Source organism: Streptomyces sp. NPDC058221 (genome assembly GCF_042882365.1).
In the GTDB taxonomy this organism is placed as follows: Bacteria; Actinomycetota; Actinomycetes; order Streptomycetales; family Streptomycetaceae; genus Streptomyces.
Map to the genome: position 1 here is coordinate 14,841 of NZ_JBHVWF010000095.1, position 17,392 is coordinate 32,232.

The 17,392-nt window shown below is 70.8% G+C and carries 14 protein-coding genes and 1 pseudogene; 8 read left to right on the top strand and 7 right to left on the bottom strand.

What is annotated here, in order from left to right:
- Nucleotides 1-23 precede the first annotated feature (23 nt).
- Complete coding sequence (locus tag ACFVW8_RS26235; RefSeq protein WP_389694076.1) at nt 24-815, bottom strand: NPP1 family protein; 792 nt, start codon at nt 813-815, stop codon at nt 24-26.
- A gap of 468 nt (nt 816-1,283) precedes the next feature.
- On the opposite strand from ACFVW8_RS26235, the gene ACFVW8_RS26240 reads away from it, so the two are divergent.
- Both ACFVW8_RS26240 and ACFVW8_RS26245 read left to right on the top strand, forming a co-directional pair.
- Complete coding sequence (locus tag ACFVW8_RS26240; protein WP_389694078.1) at nt 1,284-3,125, top strand: alpha-galactosidase D; 1,842 nt, start codon at nt 1,284-1,286, stop codon at nt 3,123-3,125.
- An 83-nt stretch (nt 3,126-3,208) separates the two neighbouring features.
- Entirely contained in the window at nt 3,209-5,635 is a 2,427-nt protein-coding gene (locus ACFVW8_RS26245; protein ID WP_389694080.1) for a glycoside hydrolase N-terminal domain-containing protein, read from the top strand.
- Nucleotides 5,636-5,680: 45 nt separating this feature from the next.
- On the opposite strand, the gene ACFVW8_RS26250 is transcribed toward ACFVW8_RS26245, so the two are convergent.
- From ACFVW8_RS26250 to ACFVW8_RS26265, 4 genes are read right to left on the bottom strand one after another with little or no spacing between them, the layout of a single operon-like run.
- Nucleotides 5,681-6,826 (bottom strand): XdhC family protein, encoded by a 1,146-nt coding sequence (locus tag ACFVW8_RS26250; protein WP_389694082.1) that lies wholly within the window; start codon nt 6,824-6,826, stop codon nt 5,681-5,683.
- The gene (locus ACFVW8_RS26255) at nt 6,819-8,981 is read right to left on the bottom strand and encodes a xanthine dehydrogenase family protein molybdopterin-binding subunit (RefSeq protein ID WP_389694084.1); all 2,163 of its coding nucleotides are present in this window, start codon (nt 8,979-8,981) and stop codon (nt 6,819-6,821) included. The genes ACFVW8_RS26250 and ACFVW8_RS26255 overlap by 8 nt, the downstream gene beginning before the upstream one ends.
- The gene (locus ACFVW8_RS26260; protein ID WP_389694086.1) at nt 8,978-9,970 is read right to left on the bottom strand and encodes an FAD binding domain-containing protein; all 993 of its coding nucleotides are present in this window, start codon (nt 9,968-9,970) and stop codon (nt 8,978-8,980) included. Before ACFVW8_RS26260 ends, ACFVW8_RS26255 begins: the two co-directional genes overlap by 4 nt.
- Complete coding sequence (locus tag ACFVW8_RS26265) at nt 9,967-10,524, bottom strand: (2Fe-2S)-binding protein (RefSeq protein ID WP_389694088.1); 558 nt, start codon at nt 10,522-10,524, stop codon at nt 9,967-9,969. Before ACFVW8_RS26265 ends, ACFVW8_RS26260 begins: the two co-directional genes overlap by 4 nt.
- 214 nt (nt 10,525-10,738) lie before the next feature.
- Here ACFVW8_RS26265 and ACFVW8_RS26270 point away from each other — a divergent pair, with 214 nt between their 5' ends.
- Nucleotides 10,739-11,401, top strand: a complete 663-nt coding sequence (locus tag ACFVW8_RS26270) for a TetR/AcrR family transcriptional regulator (protein ID WP_389694090.1) — start codon at nt 10,739-10,741, stop codon at nt 11,399-11,401.
- A 98-nt stretch (nt 11,402-11,499) separates the two neighbouring features.
- Nucleotides 11,500-11,907 carry a molybdopterin-binding protein gene (locus ACFVW8_RS26275; RefSeq protein ID WP_389694092.1) on the top strand — a complete coding sequence of 136 codons (408 nt, stop codon included), beginning with the start codon at nt 11,500-11,502 and terminating at the stop codon, nt 11,905-11,907.
- A 16-nt stretch (nt 11,908-11,923) separates the two neighbouring features.
- On the opposite strand, the gene ACFVW8_RS26280 is transcribed toward ACFVW8_RS26275, so the two are convergent.
- Nucleotides 11,924-13,444: a PucR family transcriptional regulator gene (locus ACFVW8_RS26280; protein ID WP_389694094.1), complete on the bottom strand. Its 1,521-nt coding sequence runs from the start codon at nt 13,442-13,444 to the stop codon at nt 11,924-11,926.
- 231 nt (nt 13,445-13,675) lie between these two features.
- The gene (locus ACFVW8_RS26285; protein WP_389694096.1) at nt 13,676-14,548 is read right to left on the bottom strand and encodes an aldo/keto reductase family oxidoreductase; all 873 of its coding nucleotides are present in this window, start codon (nt 14,546-14,548) and stop codon (nt 13,676-13,678) included.
- A 209-nt stretch (nt 14,549-14,757) separates the two neighbouring features.
- On the opposite strand from ACFVW8_RS26285, the gene ACFVW8_RS26290 reads away from it, so the two are divergent.
- The 4 genes and pseudogenes from ACFVW8_RS26290 to ACFVW8_RS26305 all read left to right on the top strand — a co-directional run.
- On the top strand, nt 14,758-15,630 hold the full coding sequence (locus ACFVW8_RS26290) for a LysR family transcriptional regulator (RefSeq protein WP_389694098.1): 873 nt from the start codon (nt 14,758-14,760) through the stop codon (nt 15,628-15,630).
- A 221-nt stretch (nt 15,631-15,851) separates the two neighbouring features.
- Nucleotides 15,852-16,334 (top strand): molybdopterin-dependent oxidoreductase, encoded by a 483-nt coding sequence (locus ACFVW8_RS26295; protein ID WP_389694100.1) that lies wholly within the window; start codon nt 15,852-15,854, stop codon nt 16,332-16,334.
- Nucleotides 16,335-16,452: 118 nt separating this feature from the next.
- Nucleotides 16,453-17,013 carry an AAA family ATPase gene (locus ACFVW8_RS26300; RefSeq protein WP_389694102.1) on the top strand — a complete coding sequence of 187 codons (561 nt, stop codon included), beginning with the start codon at nt 16,453-16,455 and terminating at the stop codon, nt 17,011-17,013.
- A gap of 232 nt (nt 17,014-17,245) precedes the next feature.
- Nucleotides 17,246-17,392: pseudogene (locus tag ACFVW8_RS26305) on the top strand (aminoglycoside phosphotransferase family protein); the annotation flags it as partial.

The following is a 17,392-nucleotide window of genomic DNA, read 5'->3' on the forward strand; positions in this document are numbered from 1 at the left end:
GGCCGCCCCGCCGCACTCCCCCGTCAGGCGTTGGGGTCGAAGGGGATTCCGGCAGGCATCGCCTTCTCCAGATGGGCGGCGAAGTTTCCGTCCTTCAGACCGAAGACCGCGCTGCCGAAGTCGGCCTGCACCAGCTTGTCCCGGACACCGTCGGGGTAGCCGTTCCAGCCGACCAGGTCGGGAAACTGCCACTGGTGGTAGTGGTTCTCCGGCGGCTCGTCGCCCGTGGTCGCGGGACGGAAGCAGTGGGTGCCGATCCCGTCCTTGTGGTACACGGCCTTGGGGTGGGTGCCGTCCCACTGGATCTGATCGCGGCCGTACACGCTGAAGCCCCCGTGCGCCGAGGTGGAGACGTACTTCGCCTCGTTGTCCTGCACCCACACCACGACGTGTTCCCAGTCGTGGCGGTGACCGCCAAGACCGCTCCCGGCCACGGCCTGGTCCTTCTCGAAGTAGAGGCCGTAAATGATGGCGCACCAGCCGTTGTTGCACTTGGAACGGGCATAGCCGTTGGTGTTGTCCAGGTCCCAGGAGTCGTGGCAGCTGCCGTTGACGGCGCCGGTGGTGTTCAGCCCGGGGGCGATGGTGCCGTCGGGGCCGATGGCGGGGGTCGGATAGCAGCCGTCGCCGTCGTAGTCGTAGGCCGGCTGGAAGGTCTGTTCCAGTCCGTCCGCGTTCGCCGGCAGGGCCCCCGGAACGGCCGCGAAGGCGCTGCCGGGTGAGGCCAGGACCAACACCCCTGCTGCAGCAAGTACCAGTGCGACCTTGCGGATCCGTCGTTCTCTCTTCACTGCTTCCTCCTGGTCGAAGCGCATCGGGCCGAGCCATGCGGTGACATGCCCATGTCCAGGCTCGGGGAATCCCGGAGCTCTGCCGGGTACGGCGGATTTCGCAGCGGTGAAGGCCCGGCCAACAGTCCTTCGGCGACCCGGGTGCGGCCGCCAGCCCTCTCACCCCCGTCGCCAGCGGGCTGAATTTTGTTTCTTGACAGAGGAAATTAACTCACCTACGTTTCCGGCCATGTCACCGACCGGCCTTGTCGACACGGACCCGCCGCCAACTCCGGCCGCCTGTGCGGCGATCACCAGGGCATCGGAGTACGCGCCCTCCTCTGCGGCGTCCGGGTGACCGCGGACGAGGTCGTCGCACTGTTCGCCGGCCGCTGCCGGGCCCGGACGGCCCGTCATGCGCCGCCGCACGAGCGGGGACTCGACGTGGTGCCGCCCCTGGCTCTCCCGCACCACCGTCCCGTCCCCACGCGATCAGAGCAGGAGACCACCCTCATGCACTTCCCCGCCCCATCCACGGGCCGCGCCGTGCGCGCCACGACGGTCCTCGCCGTCACGGCCGCACTGGCCGCCGCCGCGCTCCCGGCGCAGGCCACACCCCAGCCCTCGCCCGCCACCCGGTCGGCAGCCGCCGCCCCGGCGCCCGATGCCGGACAGGACCGGGCCGGCAAGCCCTTCATGGGGTGGAGCAGTTGGTCGATGCAGACCAGTTCCTACCCCGGGCTCAACCCCACAGGCGATTACAGCTATCTGACGGAGGCCAACGTCCTCGAGCAGGCCGACGCGATGGCCGCCAAGCTGAAGCGGTACGGCTACGAGTACGTCAACATCGACGCGGGCTGGTGGCGGAACCAGGAGTGGACACCCGAGTTCGACGGCTACGGACGCCAGCAGGCCGACCCCGAGCGCTTCCCGCGCGGGATGAAGCCGGTCGCCGACGACCTGCACCGCAAGGGCCTCAAGGCGGGCATCTATCTGCCGGTCGGCCTGGAGAAGGAAGGGTACGGCGGGGGCGAGCTGCCGATATGGAACGCCCCGGGCTGCACCACCGGGGACATCGTCTACGACGATCTGCGCACGACGAACGGCTGGGACAGCTCGTACAAGATCGACTTCACGCGGCCGTGCGCCCAGAAGTACGTCGACTCCCAGGCCCGGCTGATCGCCGACTGGGGTTACGACTTCCTCAAGCTCGACGGGGTGGGTCCGGGCTCCTTCAAGGGCGGTGACAACTACGACAACCGGGCGGACGTCGCCGCCTGGAACAAGGCGATCAAGCGCACCGGCCGCCCCGTCCACCTGGAGATCTCCTGGTCACTGGATGTCGACTACGCCGACAGCTGGAAGGAGAACTCCGACGGCTGGCGGGTGGACACCGATGTCGAGTGCTACTGCGAGACGCTGGTGACGTGGGACAACTCGGTGAAGGCCCGGTGGCGCGACACCCCGGTGTGGACCCGGCACGCGGGTCCGGGCGGCTGGAACGACCTGGACGCGATCGATGTCGGCAACGGCGAGATGGACGGGCTGACGAAGGCCGAGCGGAAGAGCTACATGACGCTGTGGTCGATCGCCAAGTCGCCGCTCTACTCCGGTGACGACCTCACCGAACTGGACGCGTACGGCCTCTCGTTGCTCACCAACCGTGAGGTGCTCCAGGTCAACCAGCAGCCGGGCACCCCGGCCCATCCGGTCACCACGGCCGGTGACCAGCAGGTGTGGGCCTCGGAGAACGACGACGGCAGCTACACCGTGGCGCTCTTCAACCTCGGCGGCTCGCCCGCCCCGGTGACGGCCCGCTGGTCCGCCCTCGGCTTCGCCGGCAAGGCGACCGTTCGCGATCTGTGGAACCACGAGAACCTGGGCGGGCACAAGGACGGCATCACCGAGGCGCTGCCCTCGCACGGTTCACGCCTGTTCACCGTCACCCCGCACGGTTCCCGGCTGCGGACCACGGGGTACGAGGCCGAGTCCCCGGCCAACGCACTCACGGGCAACGCCTCGGTCTCCGACTGCGACGAGTGTTCCGGCGGCAAGAAGGTCGGCAACCTCTACGAGGGCGGCTCCGTGCGCTTCGGGAACGTGGAGGCCGCGCGGGCCGGAACGTACTACGTGAACGTGGCCTACACCTCCGGTGACGAACGGTCCGTCGAGATCTCGGCCAACGGGAAGCCCGCCACGAGCAGCGCCTTCCCGTCCAGCGGAGGCTGGGGTGCGGCGCAGACCATCAGCGTCCCCGTGACGCTCAGGGCCGGCCGCAACACCATCACGTTCGACAGCGGCCCCTCCGGCTTCGCGCCCGACATCGACCGGATCGACGTGCCGAAGCAGCCCTGACGCCCGTCGGGCAGGCGCGGCGGGCGGCCGCCCCGTCCGCACCGCCTCTCCCCACCTGTCATCCGTACCGGAATGGAGTCACTGTGAACGAGCAGCACCCCCGACCGCACTCTCCCGAGCAGTCACTGCCGGTCCACCCGAGCCGGCGTCGTCTGCTCACGCTCGCCGCCGCAGTCGGTTCGGCCGGTGCGCTCGGCGCGCTGCCCGCGTTCGCCGCCGCCGCTCCCCCACAACGGCCCGTCTCATCGCCGCTGCGCGCCCCCGGCCCCGCCACCGAGATGTGGTACCGGGCGCCCGCCTCCGCGCAGTCGATGATCGAGCAGGCCCTCCCGGTGGGCAACGGCCGGCTCGGCGCGCTCGTCGGCAACGACCCCGCGCACGAGCTGCTGCACATCACCGACGCCACGCTGTGGACCGGCGGGATCAATGACCGGCTGGATGCGGATGGCCAGTTCCCTTACGGACGCGAGGATTTCGGCAGCTTCACACTGCTGGGCAACGTGTCCGTCGAGATCCCCGGCCACGATCTGTCCGAGGTGTCCGGCTACCGCCGCAGCCTCGACCTCGCCCAGGGTGTCGTCACCTCCCACTACACGCGTTCCGGTGTGGCGTACGAGCGCAGCGTCTTCGCCAGCCGCCCGGACGATGTCGTGGTCGTCCGGTTCACCCAGCGCGGCGGCGGCCACTACACCGGCACGCTCTCGTTGGACGGCACGCACGGCGAGACCACTTCGGCGGACGGGAGCCGCGCCGAGATCTTCCTGGCGGACTCGTTCGGCAACGGGCTGCGGTACGGGGCCGTCGTCCACGCGCGCAGCCGCAGCGGCAAGGTCTCCACGGAAGGCGGCCGGATCACCTTCACCCGGTGCGCCGACCTCACCGTGGTGATCAGCGGCGGCACGAACTACGCTCCCGACGCGGCCGAGGGCTACCGCGATCCGGGCCTCGACCCGCTCGCCCTCGCACGGACCAAGGCCCGTGACGCCGCCGCCGTTTCCGTGACCGATCTGCTGCACACCCATGTGGCCGATCACCGGAAGCTGTTCGACCGCATGTCGGTGGATCTGGGCTCCTCCACCGCGCAGCAGCGCGCCCTGGACACCTGGGACCGGCTCCGGGCCCGCACCGCCGAGGGCGACCCCGATCCCGAACTGGAGGCGATGTACCTCCAGTTCGGCCGCTATCTGATGATCTCCGGGTCACGGGGCGGACTGCCGGTCGCTCTGCAGGGCCTGTGGCTGGACGGCAACGACCCGGACTGGATGGGCGATTACCACACCGACATCAACATCCAGATGAACTACTGGATGGCCGACCGGGCGGGCCTGTCCCCCTGTTTCGACGCGCTCACGGAATACTGTCTCGCCCAGCTCCCGTCCTGGACGGAGCTCACAGGAAGCCATTTCAACGACCCGGCCAACCGGTTCCGCAACTCCAGTGGCAAGGTCGCGGGCTGGACGGTGGCGTTCTCCACGAACATCCACGGCGGGCTGGGCTGGTGGTGGCACCCGGCGGGAAACGCCTGGCTGTGCAACTCGCTCTGGGAGCACTACGAGTTCACCCAGGACCTCACGCACGTGGCGCGTATCTTCCCGATGCTGAAGGGTGCCTGCGAGTTCTGGGAAGCGCGTCTGCTGACGACGACCGTCACCGACGCGGCCACGGGCGAGCGGCGCGAGGTCCTGATCGCGGACAGCGACTGGTCCCCGGAGCACGGACCGCAGGACGGGAAGGGAAACACCTATGTACAGGAGGTGGTCCGGGACCTCTTCCTGCACTTCGAGGAGGCGTGCGCACTGCTCGGCCGTGAGGCGCGGTACGGCGTGACCGTGGCGGGGATGCGGAAGCGGCTGTATCTGCCCGAGGTCAGCCCCGAGACCGGCTGGCTCCAGGAGTGGATGTCCCCGGAGAACCTCGGCGAGACGACCCACCGCCACCTGTCACCGCTGATCAGCCTGTTCCCGGGGGACAGGATCCGTCCCGGCGCGGTCTCTCCCGAACTGCTCGACGGGGCGACGGCGCTGCTGCGGGCCCGCGGCATGGAGAGCTTCGGCTGGGCCAACGCCTGGCGCGCGATGTGCTGGGCGCGGCTGAAGAACGCCGACAACGCCTATCAGCTGATCGCCAACAACCTCCGGCCTTCGGTCAGCAGCAGCAACGGTTCCTCGATGAACCTGTTCGACATCTACCAGGTCGAGCCGGACCGCGGCATCTTCCAGATCGACGCCAACTTCGGCACGCCGACGGCCATGATCGAAATGCTGCTCTACTCCCGGCCGGGCCATATCGAGCTGCTTCCCGCCCTGCCTGCCGCCTGGGCCGGCTCCGGTTCCGTCACCGGCCTGGGGGCGCGGGGCGGCTTCGTGGTGGACCTGAGCTGGCGCGGCGGAAGGGTCCGCGAGGCGCGGATCCGCAGCGTCGGCGGCCGCACCACGGAGGTGATCTGGCGGGGCGTGACGCGGCGGGTCGAGCTGCGGCCCGGCCGGTCGGTCACCCTCCGGGCGTTCTGACACATGCCCGAAGGCCGCCCTGCGGCGGCGTGGCCGGCTCCCCCGTCAAGCCGCCGCAGGGCGGGCCCCGTCCTCCTGTCGTTTGTCGGTGTCGTGGTGGATGGGCGTGCCGGAACCCGTCAGCGGTGCTCCCGTCCCTCCCCGGCGCGCCGCGACGATCTCCGCCGCGATGGACAGCGCGGTCTCCTCGGGGGTGCGGGCGCCGAGGTCGAGGCCGATCGGGGAGCGCAGCCGGGCCAGCTCGCCTTCGGTCAGCCCGACTTCGCGCAGGCGCCGGTTGCGGTCCTCATGGGTGCGCCGCGAGCCCATCGCGCCGACGTACGCGGCCGGCAGCCGCAGGGCCGTCTCCAGCAGCGGGACGTCGAACTTCGCGTCGTGCGTGAGCACACACAGCACGGTCCGTCCGTCGGTCGCCGTCTGCCGCAGGTAGCGGTGCGGCCAGTCGATCACGAGGTCGTCGGCCTCGGGGAAACGGGCGCGGGTGGCGAAGACCGCCCGTGCGTCGCACACGGTCACGTGGTAGCCGAGGAACTTGCCCGCCCGCACCAGCGCGGTGGCGAAGTCCACCGCTCCGAAGACGATCATCCGGGGCGGCGGCACACTCGACTCCACGAACAGAGTCACACCGCCCGGGCAGCGTGACCCGTCCTCGGCGATCTCGACGCTGCCGGTGCGGCCGGTGTCCAGAATCGCGCGGGCCTGGGCCGCCGCGGTGCGTACCAGCTCCGGAGTTCCGCCGAGGCTGCCTTCGTACGAACCGTCGGCGTGCACGAGGAGCGCCCCGCCGAGCAGGTCGTCCGGTCCGCGGACGATCCGGGCGAGCGCCGCCGACTCGCCCCGGTCCGCGGCCGTCACCGCTGCCAGGAACACCGGCGCGGCCGACCCCACCGGGGCGACCAGGACCTCGATGACTCCACCGCAGGTGAGCCCCACCGCGAAGGCGTCCTCGTCGCTGTATCCGAAGCGCTCGCGCACGGTCCGGCCGTCCCGCAGCGCCTGCACGCAGAGCTCGTACACGGCGCCCTCCACGCAGCCGCCCGAGACGGAACCGACGACGGTGCCCTCACTGTCGACGGCCATGGCGGCGCCGGGACCGCGTGGCGCGCTGCCGCCGACGGCCACGACAGTGGCGACGGCGAAGTCCCGCCCCTCCTCGAACCAGCGGCCCAGCGTGTCCGCGACATCAAGCACGCGCGGCCTCCCCCTCCGCCCGCCGCCGGGCTTCTTCCGCTGCCCTCAGGACACGGTCCGGGCGGATCGGCAGTTCCCGGTGGCGTACGCCGGTCGCGTGCCACACCGCGTTGGCGATGGCGGCGGCGACGCCCACGACGCCGATCTCACCGATGCCCTTGATCCCGACCGGGTCGCCGTGGACGTGATCGTCCACCCAGTCCGCCTCGATGACCGGAACGTCGGCGTGCGCGGCGAAGTGGTAACCGGCGAAGTCGGCCCCGACGTGGCCGCCCGAGGCCTGGTCCCTGATCGCCTCCTCGTGCAGGGCCATGGACAGCCCCCAGGTCATGCCGCCGATGAACTGACTGCGGGCGGTGAGCGGGTTGACGACGGTGCCCGCGGCGTAGATGCCGAGCAGCCTGCGTACCCGCACCTCGCCGGTGGTGACGTCCACCGCGGCCTCCGCGAACTGCGCCCCGAAGGAGTGCCGTTCCATCGCGGGGAGAGCTCCGATGGCCTCGGCCGTGTTCGACCGGGCGGTGATCCCCTCCGGCGGAATGCCGCCGCCCATGGCCAGCCGCTCCCGCAGATCGGCCGCTGCCAGCCGGACCGCCCAAGCCCAGGAGCGGGTGCCCATGGAGCCGCCGGCGATCATCGCCGGACCGATGTCGCTGTCCCCGATCCGCATCCTGATGCGGTCCGGGTCCACCTCCAGCGCATCGGCGGCGACGAGTGTCATCGCGGTCCTGGCGCCGGTCCCGATGTCCGCCGCGTTGACCCGCACGGTGAAGGTTCCGTCCGCCTCGGCGGTCACGGCCGCGGTGGACGGGCCGACCCCCGAGGGGTAGGTGGCCGCGGCCGTGCCGGTCCCGATCAGCCAGCGCCCGTCCCGGCGCAGACCGGGACGCGGGTCCCGGTCCGCCCAGCCGAACCTGCGGGCGCCCTCCTCGAAGCAGGCGAGCACATTGCGGCTGCTGAACGGCAGACCCGACACCGGGCCCGTCGTGGGTTCGTTGCGCGCGCGCAACACGATGGGGTCCACGCCGGACTTCTCGGCCAGCTCGTCGATCGCCGCTTCGACGGCGAAGGATCCCGGTGCTTCTCCCGGTGCGCGCATCCAGGTGGGCGACGGCACATCGAGCCGTACCAGTGTGTGCTGGGTGTGGTGCGCGTCGGCGTCGTACAGGACGCGTCCCAGCACCGCGCTCGTCTCGACGAACTCGTGCACGGTCGAGGTGAGGCTCTGCGCCTGGTGGTCGAAGGCGCGCAGCCGGCCGTCGGCGTCGGCGGCGAGCCTGATCCGCTGAGCCGTGGGGCTGCGGTAGCCGACGAGCGAGAACATCTGGCGGCGGGTCAGTACGACGCGTACCGGGCGCTGGAGAGCGGTCGTGGCCATGACGGCCGCCACCTGGGTGGGACTGAGCCCCTTCGATCCGAAGGCTCCGCCGATGTGCTCGGACCGCACCCGTACCGAGGCGGGGTCGAGGGAGAAGAGCTGCGCGATTTCGGAGGCCACCCAGCTGCTTCCCTGGTTGGAGTCCAGGACATCGAGTCGCCCGTCGTCCCAGCGGGCGGTCGCCGCGTGCGGCTCCATCGAGCTGTGGTGCTCCTCCGGGGTGGTGTACTCCTCGTCCACGACGAAGGCGGCTGCTTCGAGCTCGGCCTTCAGATCGCCCTTCGTCGTCTCGGCGTCGGCCATCGCGCTCTGCTCCGGCTTGTACGCGCCGGGGTGCCCGGCGAAGAAGGCCACGTCGTGCGGCTCCTCGTCGTACTGGACGACGAGTGCCTCGGCCGCCTCCCGGGCCTGCTCCGACGTCTCGGCCACGACCAGCGCCACCGGCCAGCCCACGAAGGGCACCCGGTCGTGCTGGAAGAGTCCGACGACCGGATTGGGGCGTCCCAGCATGCCGACGTAGTCGGTGTCGACGCGCGGCGCGTTCCCGTGGTGCAGCACGGTGAGGACTCCGGGCATGGCCAGAACGGGTTCGTCCGCCACCGAACGGATACGGCCGCGGGCCACCGTCGAGAGCACCAGCCAGCCGTGGGCGAGTTCCGCGAAGGGGATCTCGCCTGCGTAGCGGGCCGCCCCGGTGACCTTGTCCCGGCCCTCGACCCGGGTGCGGCCGGAGCCGATGGCTCCGGTGAACGCGGCACTGTCGGTCGTCGTGGTCATCGGGCGGCCTCCTCGGCGAGTTCGGTCAGCACGGCCACGACGAGGTTGCGCATCAACGTCACCTTGTATCCGTTCTCGGGGAGCGGTTCGGCTGCGGCCAGTTCGGCGTCCGCCGCTGCGGCGAACGCCTCCGCGGTCGCCGGCCCACCGGTCAGCGCCCGCTCGGCCTCGCGGGCCCGCCAGGGCCGGGACGCGACCGCCCCGAACGCGAGGCGCACCTCGGCCACAGCACCGTCCTGGACGTCGAGCGCCGCGGCGATCGAACCGATCGCGAAGGCGTACGAGGCCCGCTCGCGCACCTTCCGGTACCGGGAGTGCGCGGCGACCGCGGCCGGCGGCAGTGTGACTCCGGTGATCAGGGCGCCGGGCGGCAGAGCGGTCTCGATGTGCGGGGTGTCCCCCACGGGACGGTAGAACTCGGCGATCGGCAATTCGCCCGGCCCCTCGGCCGTCTCGTAACGGATGACGGCGTCGAAGGCCGCGAGCGCGACCGCCATGTCCGAGGGGTGGGTTGCCACGCAGTGCTCGGAGGCTCCGAGGATCGCGTGGTTGTGGTGTTCGCCCGCGATGGCGGGACAACCACTGCCGGGCTCACGCTTGTTGCACGGTTTGGCGGGATCACTGAAGTAGCCGCAGCGGGTCCGCTGGAGCAGATTTCCGCCGACCGTGGCCATGTTGCGCAGCTGTCCGGAGGCGCCGGCCAGGAGCGCCTGGGTCAGCGCCGGATAGTGCCGCCGCACCTCGGCGTGGGTGGCGAGATCGCTGTTGGTGGCGGTCGCGCCGATGCTCAGCCCGCCATCCGGGGTGAAGTCGACCTTGTCCAGAGGAAGTTCCTGGACGTCGACGAGGAGCGTGGGCCGTTCGACGCCGGTCTTCATCAGGTCGACGAGGTTGGTGCCACCGCCGAGGAAGCGGGCGTCGGGGTCGGTCCCCAGGAGGGCGACCGCCCCGGAGACGTCGAAGACGCGTTCGTAACCGAATTCCCTCATGCCACCGACTCCTTGGCCTCGGACGCGGAGGCTTCCGCGGCCTGCGCGACCGCCTGCACGATCGATACGTACGCGCCGCAGCGGCACAGGTTGCCGCTCATCCGCTCGCGGATCTCCTCGGCGGTGAGAGCGGGTACCCCCGCCTCCGGCCGGACGTCGTCGGTCACGGCGCTCGGCCAGCCCGCCGCGTGTTCCTCGATCACCGCGAGGGCCGAACAGATCTGTCCCGGTGTGCAGTAGCCGCACTGGTAGCCGTCGAGGTCGAGAAAGGCCTGCTGGACGGGGTGCAGCCGGTCACCGTCGGCCACCCCTTCGATGGTGGTGATCTCGCGCCCCTCGGCCGCGACCGCGAGCTGCAGGCACGCAACGGCTCTGCGCCCGTCGAGCAGCACCGTACAGGCGCCGCACTGGCCCTGGTCACAGCCCTTCTTGGTGCCGGTCAGATCGAGACGCTCACGCAGGGCGTCGAGCAGGGTGGTGCGATGGTCGACGGGCAGCGTGTACTTTTCGCCATTGATGTTCAGGGTGATGGCACTGGACGTCGATGGGGCCATGATCAGCCTTCTTTCGCATTACTGATGCGCGTCGAACGAGACGTTCCCGGCACAGGAACCCGGGAGGGGAGAGGCGATACGAATGGTTGCGCAGGTGAGAATGAGGCACCGGTCGGCCACATTGGCTGGATCTGCCGCTAAGGTGAGCCTAAGCGGACAACTGTCCGCTATCGCTCAAACCTAGTGGACAGCTGTCCGCCTATCAAGACCGATCATGGCCGCGAGCCCGGAAGGAGGAGGAGACGTGCAGGACGACAAAGGCACCCCTCTGCGTCCGGACGCGCAGCGCAATCGCGAGCGCATTCTCGAGGTCGCGCTGGCCGAGCTGACGCGGGCCGCGGACGCCCCGGTGAGCGCGATCGCGAAGAAGGCGTGCGTCGGACAGGGGACGTTCTACCGGAACTTCCCCAACCGCGAGGCCCTCGTTCTGGAGGTGTACCGCTACGAGATGCAGCAGGTCGCCGACAGCGCCGGACAGTTGCTCCTGACCCGTGAACCCGACCGGGCCCTGCGGGAGTGGATGGACCGGCTCGCACAGTTCGCCATGGCCAAGGCCGGGCTGGCCGAGGCGCTTCGCACGACGGTCAGCAGACACGGCGGTCTGGCCCAGCTGGGCCACGGCCCGCTCACCGAGGCGGTGACGCTCCTGCTGGACTCCAACGAGAAGGCCGGCACGATCCGTCCGGGGCTGGCCGCCGAGGACTTCGTCCTCGCCATCGCCGGGCTCTGGCAGATCGACCCGCACAGCGACTGGCAGCCGCGCGCCGCCCGGCTGCTGGACCTGGTGATGGACGGACTGCTGGCGGGGGCGACGGGTGCGGGCCGGACGCCCCCGGGCGGGTCCACCGCCGGCCCGCCGCAGGACGGACGGGCCTGAGCCCGGAAGGTCTCGGGACGGCCGGTGTGCCGTGACCGCCGATGCGCCTGTGACCGCCGGTGTGCCTGCGATCCGTGCCGTTGGCCTAGAGTGCGCGGGTGCCTTCGTACAGCATTGGTCAGGCCGCTGAGCTGCTGGCCGTGAGTCCCGAGACCGTTCGCCGCTGGGCCGATGGCGGTCACCTCGCGATGGACCGGGGCGGCTCCGGGAACCGGGTGATCGACGGAGTCGGCCTCGCGGCCTTCGCCACGGAACGTGCGGCGGGTCTGCACCCGGTGCCCGGGGAGGTACTGACGTCGGTACGGAACTCTTTCGCCGGGATCATCACCGCGGTGAAGGCCGACGACGTCGTGGCGCAGGTGGAGATCCAGTCGGGGCCGCACCGGCTGGTGTCGCTGATCAGCCGCGAGTCCGTCGACGAACTCGGCCTGGAGGTGGGGGTCATGGCCACCGCACGGGTGAAGTCGACGCATGTGCACATCGACCGGCCCGGCAGCCGGGGCTGAGCCCCGGCCGGCGCGGTCAGCGGCACAGCAGGGCGGCCCGCAGATCGAGTTTGTGATCGAGGCGCGACAGGTCACGGCCGGTGAGCTGCTCGATGCGCCGGACACGGTAGTGGACCGTGTTGACGTGCAGATGAAGGGCCTCGGCGGCGCGTGCCCAGGAGCAGTTGTGCGCGAGGAAGACTTCGAGGGTGTGCAGCATCATGCGCTGGGAGGCACCGTCCCCGTCGGCCAACGGGCCCAGGGTGCGGGCGCTGAAGACCTCGCGCACGTCCTCGGGAAGACCCGCCAGCAGCGCGTGCAGGGTCGTGAGGTCGCCCACCGAGGTCAGCCGGGCCGCCGCGGGTTCCATGGTGCTGGACACGGTCAGGGCGTAGCGCGCCTGTACGAGACTGCCGTGAAGGCCCTCGGGACCGTCGGCCACCGCCCCCGCACCGCCGTGGAGGACCGCGCCCGGGTGGCAGCCGTCCAGCAGGGACCACAGCGCTTCGGACCGGCCCCGGCTCTCGTCCGGTTCGCCCTGGACGACGGCCACGGCCTCACCTCCCGGGAGTCTGCCCACGGCGAAGGGCCTGTCCGGATCGTGGTGCAGGCTCTCGGCCAGCGCGTCCGCCGCCGCGCTCGCGTCGTCCTCGTGGGCGAGCCGGGCCGTGACCACCTGGTAGGGGCCCCGGTCGGAGAGGCCGCAGCCGTGGAGTGCGATGCGCAGTGATGTCCCGTCGGTGTGCGGGGCGTCGACGAGCGAGACGAGGTCGTCGCCCTTGCGCCGCGACGCGTTCGCCCCGGGGGCGGTGCGGTGCCGGTACTGCGCGATGACATCGGCTATCTCGTGCAGGACGCGGGGCGGCGCCCCGGCCGTGTCGGGGACATGCAGGTGCCACATGTCGTAGGGGGATCCGTCCGACTCGACGCGCAGCGTGGCCCCGGCGGGCCGGCGCAGGAGTTCCGCGCCCCGCCACGGCGGGACGGACGGTGCCGAGCCGGTGCGCGCGAGGGTGCGCCCGGTCGCGCTGAGAAGGTACGCGGCCGGGGCTCCCAGGTGGGCGAAGGCGCGGTCGAGCAGCACGCCCGGGTCCGCGGCGGCCGCGAGCAGGGTGCTGAGCTCGTTGCGGACGTTCTCGGGCAGTGCGTAGTGGTGGGTGGGGCGACGGCTGAGGTCGCCCCACTGCCGAAGGTAGACCGCTTCGGTGATGGCCCGGAAGGTGGTCCGGGCGGGAACGGCGATGAGCGTGACGCCGTGGTTCCGGCAGGCCTCGACGAGGACATCGGGCACGGTGCCGTGCGTTTCCTCTCCCGCCAGCAGGGCCACGGCCCCCGCCGACCGCAGCGCGGCGACGAACCGGTCCGCCTTATCCGGCCCGTCGGCGGTGTTCCACCACACCAGGCCGCTGAGAACGACCTCGCCCTGCTGGAGAAAGCGGGCGGGGTCCTCCAGGTCGGTGGCGGTGACTCCGCTGATCTCCCGGGCCGGCAGGGGCTCTTCGCCCCACAGAAGGGTGAGGCCGAGGGATTCGAGCTGGAGGAGGTGTTCGACGTGCATGGTCTGGCTCCTTGCGCGACTGCCGGACTCCGGTCCGACATCTCACATTCACGAGGCGATTGCGAGTGCGGTCATCGTAAATGCCAGGTGAAGTGATCGAAACACCTCTTGGTTGATCATCCAGAACAGGGGGCGGTGGCTCGTAGCTTTCCCGGAGTCCCGGTCATCCGGATGGCGCGGTTCTGCGCCCGCACCCAACGCCCGGGGCCGCCTGCCCCCACCATTGAGGGCCTAGAGGCCGATCCCGTCCAGCTCGGCGAGTTCCTCGCCGGAGAGCGGGAGCCCCGCGCCGGCGACGTTCTCGCGCAGGTGCCCAACCGACGAAGTGCCGGGAATGAGCAGGATGTTCGGCGACCGCTGCAGCAGCCAGGCCAGGGCGACCGACATCGGCGTCGCCCCCAGCCGGGTGGCGACGGCTGAAAGCGCCGTGGACTGCAGCGGGGCGAAACCGCCGAGCGGGAAGAAGGGCACGTAGGCGATGCCCTTGGCGGCGAGGTCGTCGATCAGCTCGTCGTCCTGACGGTGGGCGAGGTTGTACATGTTCTGTACGCACACGATCGGCGCGATCGTCTGCGCCTCGGCGACCTGTTCCGCCGTCACGTTGCTCACTCCGAGGTGGCGGACGAGACCCTGCTGCTGGAGTTCGACGAGGGCCTCGAAAGGTTCGGCGAGCGAGCCGGGCCGAGTCCCCAGCGCGTCGCCGAGGCGGAGGTTGACCACGTCGAGTGCCTCAAGGCCGAGGTCCTCCAGGTTCTCCCGGACGGCGCGGCGCAGGTCCTCGGGCTGCCGGGCCGGGGGCCAGCCGCCCTGCTGGTCACGGACCGCGCCGACCTTGGTCACGATGTGCAGCGATCCGGGGTAGGGGTGCAGCGCCTCACGGATCAGCTGGTTGGTGACACGGGGCCCGTAGGCGCCGGCGGTGTCGATGTGGGTAATCCCGAGGCCGGCGGCCTCCCGCAGGACGGCGAGCGCGCCGTCGTGGTCGGCCGGCGGACCCATGACGCCGGGACCGGCGAGCTGCATGGCGCCGTAGCCGAACCGGGTGACGGTCAGCTCGCCCAGGTTCCAGGTGCCGCCGGGGAGTGACGCGGAAGAGGTGTTCATCGCTGTGTCTTTCCTGCTGAGGCGGATATTCCAGGGGCCGGGCGCCGCGTGGTGCCGTTCGTCGTCGGCGTTCCTCGTCCGCGCCGGCCAACGGCACGGGGGGTGGCTTCGCCCGTGCTGTCGATCTTCGCTCGCCGGCCGGCCGCGCATCCAATACCCACGCGGTGCCCTGTCATACCCGCCAGGTATCACGGAAGTAGCCTGTGGCCATGGACACCTTGGAGACCCGCGAGTTGCGGTATTTCGTGGCCGTCGCAGAGGAACTGCACTTCGGCCGCGCCGCCGAACGCCTCGGCATGGCCCAGCCACCGCTGTCCCGGGCGATCCAGCAGCTGGAGCGGCGCCTCGGCGTCTGCCTGCTGAATCGCGACCGCCGCGGCGTCTCCCTGACCGGTGCCGGAGAGATGCTGCTGCACGAGGGCCGAGCAGCCCTCGACGCGGCCACCGCCGCCGTCCGGCGCACCCGCCGCGCCGCCGGCGCCGATGCTCCGGGCGGTCCGGGCGGTCCCCGCAACCGACTGGTGCTGGCGGTGAAGGCCGCCGCCTTCCATGACCTGCTGCAGAAGCTGCTCGACACCTACGCCGCCGAGCCCGACGCCGCCGAGATCGAGGTGCTGTCGAGCGGTATGTGCGAGCAGGAAGGGATGCTGCGCGACGGCCGCGCCGATGTGGCGCTCATGCACGCACCGTTCAACTCCCTCGCAGGCTTCGACAGCGAGGAGCTGCTGACCGAGGGGCAGGTCGCCATCCTGCCCGCCGGGCATCCGCTCGCGTCACGCCAAACTCTGTCTCTGGCCGACGTCAGCGACGTCCCCGGTCTTCCGCTCGCCCGCTGGCCCCGCCACGGCGCGTACCCGCCCGGCCCGGGCCCCGAGATCCACGACCAGGCACAGCTGGCCCAGCTCGTCGCCCTCGGACGCACCATGGCCGTCTTCCCCGACTCCGCCCGCTCCTGGCTCTGGGCCGAGCACGCTGCCGTCCCCCTCACCGACGCACCCCCCGTCGTCACCCACATCGCCTGGCCCGCACACAGCCGGTCGCTCGCCCTCGCCGGGCTGATCCGCACCGCCACGCGGCTGTGACCCTTGTGACCCTTTCGCACCTTCCAGCGCAGCCGCCACTCTGCCGGCACGGTGACCGACCCGCAGGGTCGGCGTCCCAGAGGTGCGGCAGAAACTCCGGCCATCGATTCACAAAAGCCAGGTGTATGGCGGACATTGCCTCGTACGCGCGATTCCACGGGGTGACTGCTGGGCATACCTTCTGACAGCCGCCCTGCGGGCCGTCCGATGTGGGGATCCCCATGAGCCGACTCAGCGCGCACACCCGCACGCCTCCCCCGCTCCTCGCACCCTTCGCCCTGCTCGGCGACGTCGAGCGTCCGGCCACGCTGACCGTGCAGGACCTGCGGGGCGGATGGGAGCAGCAGCGGGCCGAGGTGGTCTTCGACTGCGCCACCAACGGCCCGCAGCGCCACAGCTTCGAGGGACCCCTGCTCCGCGAGGTGGTCCTCGACGCCCATCCGGTGTTCGACGCCCGCAGGCGCAAGGACCGCTCCCGCTACCTGTTGGCGGTCACCGGCGGGGACGGGCACCACGCCGTGCTCTCCTGGGCCGAGGTCGATGCCGACTTCGGCAATGTCCCGGTCCTCCTGGCCACCCGGATGGACGGCCAGGACCTGGACACGGCGGGAAGCCAGCTGGTGGTGCCCGCGGACCGGTGCGGGGCGCGCTACATCAGCGCCATCGCACGTGTGTGGGTCGGGGCGTGGCCGGTCTCCGTATAGCGGGAGCGGCTGCCCTCTGAGTCCCGTGCGACTAATCCGGATGCTTGTCCCGGGCTGTGTCAGCAGACTGCCGGGAGTGCCGGTTGATTCACCTGCCGTCCCTGAGCGGGAGGTCCGCGTGAACGAAGAACTGGATTCCGCAGTCGTCCTGGTCACAGGTGTGATGGCAGCAGGAAAGTCCACGGTGGCCGATCTCCTTGCCGGCCGGATACCTCGGGCTGCCCATGTGCGCGGAGATCTCTTTCGGCGGATGATCGTCTCGGGTCGAGAGGAACTTTTCCCCGAGGAAACCGCAGAGGCCAGAGCCCAGTTGGAGCTTCGCTACCGACTGTCCGCGCTTGTGGCTGACGCATACGCGCGTCACGGATGGACCGCGATCGTGCAGGACATCGTCCTGGGGGCCGACCTGCCCCAGTACGTCACCCAGGTGCGCACACGCCCCCTGTACGTCGTTGTTCTGGCTCCGTCCACCACCGCTGTGCAGGCCAGGGAAACGGGACGCCGGAAAGCCGGATACGGGGTCTGGACGATTGAGGCTCTCGACCAGTCCCTGCGCGTGGACACCCCGCGTATCGGGCTCTGGCTCGACACCTCGGAGCAGACACCGGAGCAGACGGTCTCCTCGATTCTCGAGAACCTCCCCAGCGCTCGCGTCCTGCCAGGTCGGGCGGACTTCTGAGCAGGACCGGCGGCAGCGGACCGGGGACCCTCGCCCTGCCCGCCGGCCCGGACGCCCGGCATCGCCGAATTCTGACCTGACGCCCCATCAGGGCGACCGACGAGAGTGGGGCTTGACCTGGCGAGGTCGATGTCGTGCACGAAGCATCCGGACAGCGGCAAGCGGTCAGCCGCGTCATCCCGCGCAGTAAACCCGGTGACGTCGGTGATCACCCCGGGGATACTCGTCGCCCATGGATGAGGTCAAAGTGGTGGTCGCCCATTCCGAGCGTGCGACTCTGCGCGTCGGCGACGTGTTCTTGAAGGTGGACTCCGATCAGGCGCGCATCGACGTCGAGGTCGATGCGCTGGCCCTGGCGCCGGTCCCGACCCCGGAGGTC